Annotated in this window: 11 protein-coding genes; 6 read left to right on the forward strand and 5 right to left on the reverse strand. The window is 61.0% G+C overall.

Annotated elements, in window-relative coordinates; all coding sequences use genetic code 11:
• Window positions 1-5: 5 nt before the first annotated feature.
• The 3 genes from clpK to LQF09_RS00390 form a co-directional block, all read right to left on the reverse strand.
• Window positions 6-2,855 carry a heat shock survival AAA family ATPase ClpK gene (gene clpK / locus LQF09_RS00380; protein WP_270068857.1) on the reverse strand — a complete coding sequence of 950 codons (2,850 nt, stop codon included), beginning with the start codon at window positions 2,853-2,855 and terminating at the stop codon, window positions 6-8.
• Window positions 2,856-2,947: 92 nt separating this feature from the next.
• Entirely contained in the window at window positions 2,948-3,517 is a 570-nt protein-coding gene (locus LQF09_RS00385; protein WP_270068858.1) for an Hsp20/alpha crystallin family protein, read from the reverse strand.
• Window positions 3,518-3,552: 35 nt separating this feature from the next.
• Window positions 3,553-3,870: a helix-turn-helix domain-containing protein gene (locus tag LQF09_RS00390; RefSeq protein ID WP_270068859.1), complete on the reverse strand. Its 318-nt coding sequence runs from the start codon at window positions 3,868-3,870 to the stop codon at window positions 3,553-3,555.
• A gap of 52 nt (window positions 3,871-3,922) precedes the next feature.
• On the opposite strand from LQF09_RS00390, the gene LQF09_RS00395 reads away from it, so the two are divergent.
• On the forward strand, window positions 3,923-4,093 hold the full coding sequence (locus LQF09_RS00395; protein WP_270069917.1) for a hypothetical protein: 171 nt from the start codon (window positions 3,923-3,925) through the stop codon (window positions 4,091-4,093).
• A gap of 289 nt (window positions 4,094-4,382) precedes the next feature.
• Here LQF09_RS00395 and LQF09_RS00405 read toward each other — a convergent pair whose 3' ends face one another.
• Window positions 4,383-5,363, reverse strand: coding sequence for a helix-turn-helix domain-containing protein (locus tag LQF09_RS00405; RefSeq protein WP_270068860.1), 981 nt, complete (start codon window positions 5,361-5,363; stop codon window positions 4,383-4,385).
• A gap of 360 nt (window positions 5,364-5,723) precedes the next feature.
• Here LQF09_RS00405 and LQF09_RS19665 point away from each other — a divergent pair, with 360 nt between their 5' ends.
• The 3 genes from LQF09_RS19665 to LQF09_RS00415 all read left to right on the forward strand — a co-directional run bounded on the left by LQF09_RS19665 (window position 5,724) and on the right by LQF09_RS00415 (window position 7,659).
• Window positions 5,724-5,954, forward strand: a complete 231-nt coding sequence (locus LQF09_RS19665) for a helix-turn-helix transcriptional regulator (RefSeq protein ID WP_443081769.1) — start codon at window positions 5,724-5,726, stop codon at window positions 5,952-5,954.
• A 270-nt stretch (window positions 5,955-6,224) separates the two neighbouring features.
• On the forward strand, window positions 6,225-6,860 hold the full coding sequence (locus LQF09_RS00410; RefSeq protein WP_270068861.1) for a TnsA endonuclease N-terminal domain-containing protein: 636 nt from the start codon (window positions 6,225-6,227) through the stop codon (window positions 6,858-6,860).
• A complete protein-coding gene (locus tag LQF09_RS00415; protein WP_270068862.1) occupies window positions 6,841-7,659 on the forward strand; it encodes a hypothetical protein in 819 nt (272 codons plus the stop codon). Before LQF09_RS00410 ends, LQF09_RS00415 begins: the two co-directional genes overlap by 20 nt.
• A gap of 113 nt (window positions 7,660-7,772) precedes the next feature.
• Here the strand turns inward: LQF09_RS00415 and LQF09_RS00420 are convergent, their stop codons facing one another.
• Complete coding sequence (locus LQF09_RS00420) at window positions 7,773-8,810, reverse strand: IS5 family transposase (protein ID WP_270068863.1); 1,038 nt, start codon at window positions 8,808-8,810, stop codon at window positions 7,773-7,775.
• Between LQF09_RS00420 and LQF09_RS00425 the strand changes: the two genes are divergently transcribed.
• Complete coding sequence (locus tag LQF09_RS00425; RefSeq protein ID WP_270068864.1) at window positions 8,791-10,464, forward strand: restriction endonuclease; 1,674 nt, start codon at window positions 8,791-8,793, stop codon at window positions 10,462-10,464. The two genes, LQF09_RS00420 and LQF09_RS00425, sit on opposite strands and share 20 nt — an antisense overlap.
• A gap of 2 nt (window positions 10,465-10,466) precedes the next feature.
• On the forward strand, window positions 10,467-13,250 hold the full coding sequence (locus LQF09_RS00430) for a site-specific DNA-methyltransferase (protein WP_270068865.1): 2,784 nt from the start codon (window positions 10,467-10,469) through the stop codon (window positions 13,248-13,250).
• Window positions 13,251-13,286 lie beyond the last annotated feature (36 nt).

Below are 13,286 nucleotides of genomic sequence, written 5' to 3' on the forward strand. Positions count from 1 at the left end.
ATCGCTCAAGATTCGCCGCCCGCTGACTTCTTCTTGCGCGCAGGCTTGCTCGCGTCGCTAGGCGGTGCCTCGGCCACGTTCGCGGCATCGGGCTTTTCAGGCTCGGCCGGCTTCGCGGGTGGCTCCTGGCGCTCGAAGACCACCCGTTCGGCCTTGTCGTCCCAGCGGGCGCTGGCGTGATCGCCCTTGCCGATACCGCCACCCAGCATCTCGCGCGCCAGTGCCGTCTCCAGCTCGCTGCGGATCAGCCGCTTGAGCTCACGCGCGCCGAACTCGGGCTTGTAGCCTTCCTCCGCGAAGTGATCGATCAAGGTCTGATCGAAGGTCAGCGTCACGCCCTGGCTGGCGGCGTTGCGGGCCACACGATCGAGCTGCAGGCCGACGATATGGCGGATCTCCTCCTTGCCCAGCGCATGGAAGACGATGATCTCGTCGATGCGGTTGATGAACTCGGGGCGGAAGTGTCCGCGCAGCACGTCCATCACCTCGGACTTGGTCTTCTCGTATTCCTCGCCGGCGGCGCTACGGGCCTTCAGCCGACGCTGGATGATGTCCGAGCCCAAGTTCGAGGTGGCGATGATGATGGTATTGGTGAAATCCACCACCCGGCCCTTGCCGTCGGTGAGCCGCCCGTCGTCGAACACCTGCAACAGGATGTTGTAGACGTCGGGGTGAGCCTTCTCGATCTCGTCCAGCAGCAACACACTGTAGGGCTTGCGACGCACCTTCTCGGTGAGCTGGCCGCCCTCGTCATAGCCCACATAACCCGGAGGCGCGCCCACCAGGCGTGCCACGGTATGGCGTTCCCCGTACTCGGACATGTCGATGCGCAGCAGCGCACCTTCATCGCCATAGATGGACTCAGCAAGCGCCTTGGCGAGCTCGGTCTTGCCCACGCCGGTCGGCCCGAGGAACAGAAAAGTCGCCACCGGCTTGCTGCCTTCGCGCAGGCCCGCGCGTGACAACCGCACGGCATCGGCCACCGCGCGCACTGCTTCATCCTGACCCACCAGGCGCTCGTGCAGCCGCTGCTCCAGATGCAGCAGCTTCTCGCGTTCTTCCACCGTCAGCTCGTTGACCGGAATGCCGGTCAGGCGCGAGACGATCTGCGCGACATGCTCGGCCTTGACTTCGGCGCTGCCCGAGGCGCGCTCGCGTTCCCATTCCTCGACGAGCTTCTTGAGTTCAGTCTCCTTGGTCTCGATGCGCTTGCCCAGCTCGGCGGCCTTGTCGTACTGCTTGCGCGAGGCCACATAGTCCTGCTCACGCCGCAGCTGGTGCAGTTCGGACTCCAGCTCTTGCACCGCCACCGGGCGGGCCGTGGCCGACAGTTTCACGCGTGCGGCCGCCTGGTCGAGCAGGTCGATGGCCTTGTCAGGCAAAAAGCGTGCGGTGATGTAGCGGTCCGACAACTCGGCGGCGGCGATGATCGCATCCTCGGTGATGCTGACCTTGTGGTGCGCCTCGAAGGTGTCGCGCAGGCCGCGCAGGATCATCATGGTCTGCGCTACCGTCGGCTCGGGCACCATCACCGGCTGGAAGCGACGCTCCAGCGCGGCGTCCTTCTCGATGTACTTCTGATACTCGTTGAGCGTGGTGGCGCCGATCAGGTTCAGTTCGCCGCGCGCCATCATCGGCTTGAACACGTTGGCCACGTCCAGCCCGCCTTCGCCGCCACCCTGGCCGGCACCGACGATGGTGTGCACCTCGTCGATGAAGAGAATCAGCTCGCCCTGGTGCTCGGTCACTTCCTTGAGCACCTTCTGCACGCGCTCCTCGAACTCGCCGCGGTACTTGGCGCCGGCCACCATGGCATTGATGTTGAGTTCCACCAGGCGCTTGTCGCGCAGCGTCTCGGGCACTTCGCCGGCGACCATGCGCTGCGCCAGCCCTTCGACGATGGCGGTCTTGCCGACGCCGGGCTCGCCGATCAGCACCGGGTTGTTCTTCTTGCGCCGGGCCAGCACTTCGATGGTCGTCTCGATCTCCTGCGCGCGGCCGATGACCGGATCGAGCTTGCCCTCGCGCGCCATCTTGGTGAGGTCGCGCGAATACTTGTCGAGTTCCGGCGTGTTGGTCGGCGTCTCGGCGCGGCCATCCTCGGCCCCTTTGCCGACCACCTTGCTTACCTGCTGGCGCAGCGCTTGCGGCGTGAGGCCGTAACGGCGCAGCAGGTTGGCCGCCAAACCTTCGCCTTCCTCGGCGAGCCCGATCAGGAAATGCTCCGGCCCGACATAAGAGTGGCCGAGTTCGTTGGAGGCCACGAAAGCACGGCTGAGCGCGTCCTTGACCCGGGGCGACACGCCGATCTCGCCCTCGAACGGCTTATCGCCGCGCTTGGCTTCGGATTCGATCTGGTGCTTGAGGTCATCGACCTTGATCTTGAACTGCCCCAGGATGGTCTTGACCACGTCGCTGTCGGATAGCGCCAGCAGCAGGTGTTCGGTATCGACTTCGGCGCGCCCGAACTCTGCAGCGTGTCGGGCGGCCTCCTGCAATAGGGCCTCGGACTGTTCGCTGATACGGCTGGCGAGCCCACTGCCGCGACGGCGCGCGGTGCCCGTACCGGCCGGGGCGGGCTCGCCAAACGAGGCATCGACCACCTCATCGGCATCGGCCGCCACGGACGGCGAATCGTCACCGATGCGGAAGAAGTCGCTGCCGAGGAAGTCTTCGAACAAGCCGCTGCGCGAGCCAAACAAGGCTTCCAGCGGCGAGACGGTGCGCTTTTGCTGGCGCACCAGTTGGCGATAGTGATCGTCACACAACAGCATGGTGCTGTGACGACCATTGAGATTGGCTTCCACCCGCACCGTGGCGGTCTGGCCGCAGACCTGGCATTGTTTTCTGGCCATGCTGATGCTCCTGTAAAGATTGATTTGATGAGACGCCGCCGATCACGGCGCCTCATCCTTTTGTGGTTTTGAGAAAAGCGAGCCGACCAGCGTCAGCCGTTGATCGGGATCGAGCGGCCCTGCTTGGGCGTACTGGCCTCGCGCTTTTCCATCGTGATCGTGAGCACGCCGTTCTTGAAAGCGGCCTTGATCGTGTCCTGGTTGGCATCGGCCGGCAGGTTCAGAGCGCGCTGAAAGCTGCCGTAGGAGCGCTCCACCCGGTGGAAACCGCCGTCTTTCGTTTCCTGCTCCTGACGTTTTTCACCGCGCACCAGCAGCACGTCGTTGTCGAGCGTGATCTGGATGTCTTTTTCCTCGACGCCGGGCACTTCCAGGGCGATCTTGTACTGCTTGTCGGTCTCCTGGATGTCCAGCGCCGGTTTCAGCAGGCCCGGCCACTCCGACGGCCAGCGTGGCATGGCCAGCGTCGGGAAACCGAAGCCTCGAAACGCGTCGTCGAACAGGCGATCGATCTCGCGATGCAATTGCAGGATGGGGCTGACCGGCCCACCCGCCACCGGCAGGTCATTGCGCTGCACCGGCAGCGAGGCGGTGTTCTGTTGTTCTTCCTGCTCTTTCTTGAACCAGTTCCAGGGAGCCAATTTCTTGAAATCAATGTCCATGTCACACCTCCAGAAGAAAGATTGAAGACTCTCGCTCACTCCGTTTGCCTGCGGTGACGGACAGCGCGCCCAGACGACACGGAGTGTTCCGCTAACTTTGGCTGCTCATCTGTGCGTATCACCCCCTTCTTTCTGCCTGCTTGGATCTGATCATTGATCCATCGATCGATTTCACTTTGACGAAACCGCCACGTCCCGCCGACCTTGAAGGCCGGAATCTCCCCGTGCGCGGCGAGCCGGTAGAGCGTTCGCTTGCCGACCTTTAAGTAGGTAGCCAACTCGTCGAGTGTGAAGATCGCCTGCTGGCGCGCTGTCATACCACCCCCACAAGTTCCGCCTTCGTGCAGCTTCAATCGAGGATTTTCTTCAAGACCTTGCAAGACTTTGTAAGATATTGCGCAAGACATGCAGAAAATCAAGAGTCAACACCCCGCGATCTGCTGGGCGATTGATGTGACTCAAATTTCCAGTGAGGGTGTGCTGGGGCGGTCCGATCCGGCGATAGGCAAAGGTTTGATCGGGAACCTACAAGTGCTGCGGGCAGCCGCAGATCAAACGCCGATCCTCACGTTGTAACCGAGCGCCCGGCAGCCCCTTGCTCGTCCGCATGTTCCTTGGTGGAAACTCATCCGGGCGCCTCGAAAAACCTCTGCTCCGCCCGCCCTTGGTAAAATTACGACGTCCTGAACCCTGCAGCCTGCACCGATGAAACCGCGTAGCGCTATCAAGACTGACCTGTTCGCTGACGAGCATCACCGCAAGAAGATCGACGGTAACCGGTCACTGAGCGGCGTCCTTCTCCAACCTCCGTCCACGCGGAACAATCCCTCCCAAGCCAGCCCGAGTGGGCCGCTGGCCCTTCTCGTCATGCGAGGTTCTCGTCAGGCTCAACATCCAGAGCGAGCATCCGATCGGTTCTGAACGTCATCCGACTGTCCTCGATATGCTTCTTAACTGCTTCTTGTAAAGAGTTCGCTTCATGACGTCGGAGCCAGTTCGAGATGGCAGAGGGTGACAAGTCAAGTCGGCGCGCAATCTCGGCCTTGGAGAGACCGTCTCGTTCGAGAAAACTCGCTTTCACCAGCCGCAGCCAGGCATCAAGAGGCGTCTTGCGCGGTCGAGCAGCGACGGCTGCTGCATAGCCTGACCACAACCGGAGCAGCCGCAACTTCCACAGCCACGCCGCCGGACGCACCTCGTAGGGGTCGACCGTTTCCTGGAGACGGGAGTAAAGCCGATCGTTGCCCAACGAGTCGAAGTCTTCGCCGATCAGCTCTTCTAATGCCGGACTGTCTGTAATCTGCCGCCTCACCGCACCCGCTGTCCTCGCTTCGTTTGGGCTCGCCGCGCGCCACAGCAAGTGCGCAAGGAAAGCGGGCAGAGTCGAGTCCGTCAGTTCGACCTGAGCAGGGACCTCGGGAACATGGCGACGAAAGATCTCGCCGACCTCGCGGCCAATCCGATAGCGGGCTGCCTTCTCTGACGGCGTGCCGGGCGCCAGGCGGGATTGGCTGTGATGAACGCACAAACTCGCGCCGGGGTAAGCCCACCTGGGACAGAACTCGCAGTAACGCATCTCCCGCAAGCCTGTCGCGGCCAGGCCCATCAGCACAAGTAAATAGAGATCTAGCTCGCTGACCTGGGCCTGGCGCCTTCTAGAAAAGAGGAACTCGTAGCACCTGCCAAACAAGGAATGAGGCTCAAGGCGCAAGAGTTCCCCGTAGTCGACGTCCTTGCCAAGGCCCCAGGTCGTCGTGTTGGTGAGCCGACGAAGTGAGACGTCTCCTAGGCCGAGCGCACCGAGATCGGCCAGGAGTTTGGAGGTTACGATCGGAAGATCGCGCAAGGACGCGGCCTGCTCCGCAACGCGAAGCGGAAGACCCGCAAGGTGCTCACGAAAAAGGGTGTTCGAAGCACGGCGAGAGCGCGGGTTTTCCGGCGCAGCGAATGCTGCCGCGTGATGGAGTCGCGCGTAGCCCTCCGAGAGCAACGCAGATGCACTAAGTCGAAAATGTCGAGCTCTCAGCCACTGCGCCTGCATTCAATGCCTGATGCGTTATGAGGTCGTGTATCAGCAAAACGCTTGTAAATCAGCATTTTATGATCCGACCTGTGCACACTTTCTGTTTTGACCGGTGCATTGTACCCCCCGGCGCGCCGAAGGAAACTTCATCCCAATGCATTTAGCTGCACGGAAGTACTCACGATGGAAAAACAGCTGTCAGCGCAGGAAGTCGCAGGGCTCCTCAGCATCTCGCTGCGAACCCTGGAGAAGTTGATCAGCGCAGGAGAGGCTCCGCCCTACTACTGGGTCGGGCGGTCGAGACGGTGGGAGCCCGCGATCGTTCGAACATGGATCGCTCAGCGTTACGGGGCCGATTGTCCTCCGCCGGAGGACGAGTTGACAGGGACATCATCAACCACGCGGCCCGGCTGATAAAGCCGGCCGCAGAGCGATAAAGGAGGCACCAATGTAAAACGCGACCAAAGCCGGGAGCCATGATCGCGTCTGGGTACAGCGGTACTACAGTGTGGTGACTGAAGTCTCCGCCTGTTCCAGGCACGCGTCAAGATCCTCCCCGCATCTTTTCGACGAAATCGGGCTTTCCGAGGGCTGCATTCGCCCTTCCGAAGGCTCCCTGGAAACATCGGTCGGTTGCCGATGGGCAGGTATTGCTCAGAAGTAATCGGCGAGCAGGAGACCATCATGTCAGTCAGAAAAGTCGTCACACGGCGCTCGAACCACTTTCGCGCCATCATCCCTTCGCGGAAGAACCCTCATCCCACTCCATGCGAGTCGATCCTCGAGGCGGAATTTGTGCGCTTCCTGGAGCTTTCCCCGACGGTTGCGAGTTTCACCGCCCAACCAATGAAGCTGGAACTGCAGGTCGGGGACGAGATGCAGCGCTATTTCCCTGACTTCCACGTCTTCCTCACCGACGGGAAGGATGTCTGGTGCGAAGTGAAGCCGGCGGCAAGACTCGCGGTCGCTCGTGTCGCTGCACGTATGTCAGCGGCTCACGCCCGTTTCGCTTGCGACGGCTCCAAGTTTGTCGTCGTCACCGACACGTGGCTGCATCAAGAACCGCGCCGCAGCAACGTCGCAGGCCTGATGTATCACCGTCGCGCCCCCCTCCCTCCGGTCGAGGTGAAGGCGATTGAGCGTCAGTTGCACGTTGCAAGCCCCAAGGACCTTTCCGACCTTGAGGAACTCCTGGGCAAGGATCTGGCGTGGCGTCTGCTGGGCGCGGGACTCGTCGGGGTTGATCTTGAAAAGGTGATCGAACCGCAATCCCAGATCTTTCTGACGGGAGGGCATCGCCATGCTGACCTTCTCGCTTAAGCAGAATCTCGCTGTCGAGATGAAGGGGCGCCACCTTGTACTCACGGGACGCCTCATGAATCGCAAGCTGGCCTTCAAGGATGAGTTTGGTGAGCCTCTGGTGATGACCGAAAAGGAGTTCTATTCGGCATATGAGAAGAAGGACATCCTGGTCAGCGAGGAGCAGCCAGTTCTCGGCCGGGTTCCAAGCGTCCGCAATGCCCCGCCGGACCTCACTTGCTGGCCAAAGGCACACGCAGAAGAGGCGCTGCGGCGAGCAGCCTACCTGGACGAACTGCTCCAGGAGGGAAATGGCGTTCTTCCTGGAAACGGGAAACTGATGGGCTTGATTCAGGGGATCGCGACGCGCAGGAACGACGCGAAACCGCCCAGTCCTTCAACGGTGAGACGCTGGGCGCGACTCTACCTGCGCGGGAAATGTACCGTGCGACTTGTCCCTGCCCACAACATGAAGGGGCGCACCCACGTTGTGAAAGGACGGCTCGAGGAACTCCTTGAAGAAACGCTCGAGACAAGTTTTCTGAAAGAAGAACGCCCCAGGGTCAACCAGCTCTACGACGCCTTTGTCCTACGTGTCGAGGAGGAGAACACCCATCTCCTGCCAGCTGATCAATTGAAACTGCCGTCGGAGATGACGGTCCGGCGTTACATCGACCGGCTTGATCCGTACCTTCTCGACTGCGCTCGCCTCGGCAAATACGCAGCGGACAATAAGCACCGAGACGCCACTGGCAAGCTGCTTGTAAAGGGCACCTCGAATAACGCGGGGTTTTCGTTGAATCCCGCCGCCAAACAATGACAGCGACCGAACTCGGTTCAATTTCTCCGGCAAATCACCGCTTTTCTCTGCGGTGTCGCCCCGTTTTCTCTTCGAATCGCCCTGGAAACCGGCGATTCGGCCCATTTCGGGCGTCAAAAAGCCTCGATTCCGGCCTTCTGGAAGTACACCAGCCGCTTCAGGTTGTAGCAGGTGGCCATCATCGTCATCGCAAAGTTCGCCCGCGCCTGGCCGATCGTGCGGATCAGCTTGCCGCCCATCTGATCGATGGCCGCGAACACGTGCTCGACACGGGCGCGCGTCTTGGCGATGCGATGGTTACGCCCTTGCTGACACTCAGACAGCGGCTTGTTGCGCGTACCCTTTCTCTGAATCTGGTTCCGGTAACCCTTGTCCTTCAACCAGTCTTCACGCCCCTTGGACGTGTAGCCCCGGTCCGCATAGACGTCTCGGCTCGTGTTCAGGGTGTAGAACACGCTCTCGAAGTGCTGGCTGTCGTGGATGCTGGCCGTACCCGTCTCGATCTTGCGGATGACCTTGTACTTCTTGTCGACGTTGATCGAGAGCTTGTAGCCGAAGTGACTCTTGCCGTGCTTCTTGGTCCAGGTGGCATCGGTGTCTTTCTGGCGCCGTTTGGCCGGTTTCCAGTCGGCCGGCATCGCCCCTTCCTTGACGAGCTTGTTCTCTTCACGGCTGTTGCGTTGCTTGGGCGCGGGCACCAGCGTGGCGTCGATGATCTGACCACCGCGGGCGATGAAACCGCGCTTGAGCAGTTGGGCCGACACGCCGTCGAACAGGACCTTCGCGCCGGCTTCACCGATGCGATTCTCGAACGTCCACATCGTCGTTCGATCCGGAATATTGATCGCGCTGGCCAACCCGCAGAAGCGCTTGTAGCTCATCCGGTCAAGCAACTGATACTCCATCTGTTCATCCGACAGGTTGTACAGCCGCTTCAACACCAGAATGCGTACCATCGTCTCGGTCGGATACGGCGGACGACCGCCTTGCGGACTCACCGGACGCGGCGCCACCCGATCCACTTCCGCCGCCAACGCCCCGAAGTCGATGTACGACTCGATTTCGGCCAGTGGATCTCCGAGCGTGTCGATCTTCTTGCGGTGATGCTCGTCGGCGAACAGGTCGGTCTTGATGGCGGTGCGTTTCTTCATGGCTGGCGGCAGAGAACGAAATCAGGACAATCCAATTTTACCAATCACAGAGGTGCCGAGGTTTTTCGAGGCGCCCTTTATCTCGGGCTTCCACCGCAAGAATGATGACGGCTCCACGACGCTGGAGAACGGACGCCTGCCGCTGTTCCGCAACTTCGACGAAACAACCGGCAACCCGCTGCCGCGCCCCAACACGCTGCTGATCGACAGCGAACAGCTCGAAGCCGGCGATGCGCTCGACGACAAATTCCACGAGATGGCTGCCGACGAGATCGAGCGCTTCCGACGCGAGATCGTCGAGCGCACCGGCGATGCCCGCGCGGGGGACAACATCACCGACCAGGAGCTTCTGCGCGAAGTCATGAACACCGTCGGCAAGGCCGGGCAGCTCGGCGGCAGCATCCGCTGCGTGGTCTCCGTCTCGATGCTCACCGAGGGCTGGGACGCCAACACCGTCACCCACGTGCTCGGCATCCGCGCCTTCGGCACCCAATTGCTCTGCGAGCAGGTCATCGGGCGAGCCCTGCGTCGCCAGTCCTACGAACTCAACGAAGAAGGGCTTTTCAATGTCGAATATGCCGATGTATTTGGCATCCCGTTCGACTTCACTGCAAAGCCGGTGATCGGCCCGCCGCAGCCGCCGCGCGAAACCATACAGGTCAAGGCGGTCCGCCCGGAACGCGACGCCCTGGAAATCGTCTTCCCGCGCGTGGAGGGCTATCGCGTCGAGCTCCCGGAAGAACGTCTCGTGGCCAAGTTCACCGACGACTCGACGCTCACGCTGACCCCTGATCTCGTCGGCCCGTGCGAAACACGCAACGAGGGCATTATCGGCGAGGGCGTCAACCTCACGGTCGAGCATCTTGGCGACGTCCGTTCGTCGACCCTCCTCTTCCACCTCACCCAGCGGCTGATCTACACCAAGTGGCGCGACCCGGGCGAAGAGCCCAAATTGCACCTCTTCGGACAGCTCAAGCGCCTCGCCAAGGAATGGCTGGACCATCACCTGGAGTGCAAGGGCGGTACGTATCCGGCCCAGTTGATGTATCAGGAGCTGGCCGATATGGCATGCAACAAGATCACCAACGCCATCACCGCAAACTTTCTCGGTACCCGCCCGATCAAGGCACTGCCCGACCCCTACAACCCCACTGGCTCGACCCGCCACGTGCGCTTTAACACATCCAAAGCGGACCGTTGGCAGACCAGCTCCAGGCATTGCCACATCAACTGGGTGGTGCTCGATAGCGACTGGGAGGCCGAGTTCTGCAGAGTGGCGGAAAAGCACGCCAAGGTGCGCGCCTACGTCAAGAACCATGGCCTCGGCTTCGAGGTGCCCTACCGCTACGGCTCGGAAACCCGCAAGTACCTGCCCGACTTCATCGTCTTGGTGGATGACGGCAAGGGACCGGACGATCTCCTACATCTGGTGGTCGAGATCAAGGGCTACCGGCGCGAGGACGCGAAGGAAAAGAAGTCCACCATGGACACCTATTGGGTGCCCGGCGTGAACCATCTCGGCACCTATGGTCGCTGGGCTTTCGCAGAATTCACCGACGTTTTCCAGATGCAGGACGATTTCGCCAAGAAGGTCGAGAACGAGTTCAACAAGATGATCGAGGCGGCAGTCAACGGCGACGCCGAGAGAGCATAACCATGGCCACGCAATCCACCACCAAGTCTGTCGACGCCATCAAGCACGACGACGCCAAGCGCAAGAACATCCCCACTGCCGAATACCAGTCGGTGCTGGACGACCACGAGAAAACCCCCAAGCAGGTGCGCTACCCGCGTAACACCGATCTGGACCCGCAACTGGTCTGGCGTGGCAAGGACGAGCAGGACTGGTCCGACCTCGTCGTCCATGCACCGCCCCTCTACATCCAGGAAAAAGTGCACCCCAAGGCACTGATCGACGATCTGCTGCGGGAATCGCGGGAACGGGAGCACGAGCAGGGCCATGCAACGGCAGACCTCTTTGCCGATTTCAATGGGATTCCCAAGGACGCCGACAAGACCGAGTTCTACCAGCACGACCAGAACTGGACCAACCGCATGATCCTCGGCGACAGCCTGCAGGTCATGGCCAGCCTCGCCGAGCGCGAGGGTCTGCGCGGCAAGGTGCAATGCATCTATTTTGATCCGCCCTACGGCATCAAATTCAACAGTAACTTCCAGTGGTCCACCACGAGCCGCGATGTGAAAGACGGTAAGGCCGACCACATCACCCGCGAGCCGGAACAAGTCAAGGCGTTCCGCGATACCTGGCGGGACGGGATTCATTCCTACCTCACCTATTTGCGCGACCGCCTGACGGTGGCGCGCGACCTGCTGACGGAGTCGGGGTCGATCTTTGTGCAGATTGGGGATGAGAATGTGCACCGGGTGCGGGCGGTGATGGATGAGGTGTTTGGCGAAAAGAACTTCATCTCTATGATTAGTTTTGCCAAAACGACAGGACTAGAGTCTGCCGATAGCGTGGCTGGCGCTTTCGATTACCTGCTTTGGTACGCAAGAGATGCATCTTCCATCAAGTATCGCCCCCTTGTCCAAGCACGTAGCGCCGCCTCTGCAGACCGGTTTCGTGCCTTGCAGATGATCGATGGCACGACAATTCCCCTTTCAGACAAGGCATTGGAGCAACTCCAATCGAAGGGCGAATGGTTTCGTTTATTCACAGATGCGGACCTCACCAAACCGGGGCCCGGAGCAAAGTATAAGTTCGCTTTCTCCGGGCATGAGTTTGAGTCTGGTGACCGTTGGTGGGGCACCCAAAAAGCAAGCCTTGAGCGCGTCGCCAAGGCTCATCGACTATTCGTAACAGGTAAGAAGAAGTTGCGGTTTGTGCGCGCTGAAGACGATGCTTCTGGACAAGGGCTCACCAATAACTGGTCTGATATCGGAGGTGCCGTACAAAGCCGCAGTGATCCGAAGATCTATGTCGTCCAGACAGGAAATACCGTTGTTCAGCGCTGCATCCTCCTTACTACCGACCCCGGCGACCTCGTCCTGGACCCCACCTGCGGCTCTGGTACCACCGCTTACGTTTCCGAACAATGGGGCCGCCGCTGGATCACCATCGATACCTCCCGGGTCGCGCTGGCCTTGGCCCGTGCGCGCATCATGGGCGCGCGCTATCCCTACTACCTCCTCGCCGATTCCCGCGAAGGCCAAGTGAAGGAAGCAGAAGTCACCCGCAGCGCGCCAAGTTCGCAACCCACCCACGGCAATATCCGCCATGGCTTCGTTTATGAGCGCGTGCCACACATCACGCTGAAATCGATCGCCAACAATGCCGAGATCGACGTGATCTGGGACAAGTGGCAGGAAAGGCTGGAGCCGCTGCGTGGGCAGCTGAACGGCCTGCTGAAGAAGTCCTGGCAGGAATGGGAAGTCCCCCGTGAAGCGGACGTCAAATGGCCCGAGCCCGCCCGGAAGCTCCACGCCGACTGGTGGCAAGCCCGCATCGCCCGGCAGAAGGAGATCGACGCCTCCATCGCCGCGAAGGCTGAGCACGAATACCTCTATGACAAGCCTTACGAAAACAAGAAGGCGGTGCGCGTGGCCGGTCCATTCACCGTCGAGAGCCTTTCTCCGCACCGCGTGCTGGGTGTGGATGAGAACGACGAACTGATCGACACCCTGCGCGAGCCGGGCGCGGACTACGCGGCCAAGCAGTCCTTCCCGCAAATGATCCTGGAGAACCTCAAGACCGCCGGGGTGCAGCAGGCACATAAGGAAGACCGCATCAGCTTCACTTCGCTCACCGCATGGCCCGGCGAGCTGGTGTGCGCGGAAGGTCGCTTTCTGGAAGCGGAAGGCAACGAGAAGCGCGCCGCCATCTTCATTGGTCCGGAGTTCGGCACCGTGCAGCGCGCCGATCTGGTGGAAGCGGCAAGGGAAGCCGCCGACGCCGGCTTCGACGTACTGATCGCCTGCGCCTTCAACTTCGAGGCCCACACGACCGAGTTTGCCAAGCTGGGCAAGCTGCCGGTGCTCAAGGCGCGCATGAACGCCGATCTGCACATGGCCGAAGACCTGAAGAACACCGGCAAGGGCAACCTGTTCGTGATCTTCGGCGAGCCGGACATCGAGCTGATCCCCGAAGGAGATCTGCTGCGCGTGAAGGTGAACGGCGTGGACGTGTTCAAGCCTCAAACCGGCGAAGTCATCAGCGATGGCGCCGACGGGATCGCCTGCTGGTTCATCGACACCGACTACAACCAGGAGAGTTTCTTCGTCCGCCACGCCTACTTCCTCGGCGCGAGCGACCCCTACAAGGCACTGAAGACCACCCTGAAGGCCGAGATTGACGTGGAAGCGTGGGCCTCGCTGAACAGCGACACCTCGCGAGCGTTCGGCAAACCGAAGTCCGGACGGATCGCGGTGAAGGTCATCAATCACCTGGGCGATGAGGTGATGAAGGTGTTCAGGGTTTGATCATGGCTGCGGATCTCAATCGAGAACTCGAAGCGC

Origin of the sequence: Thauera sp. WB-2, from assembly GCF_027594845.1 — a bacterium.
GTDB lineage: Bacteria > Pseudomonadota > Gammaproteobacteria > Burkholderiales > Rhodocyclaceae > Thauera > Thauera mechernichensis.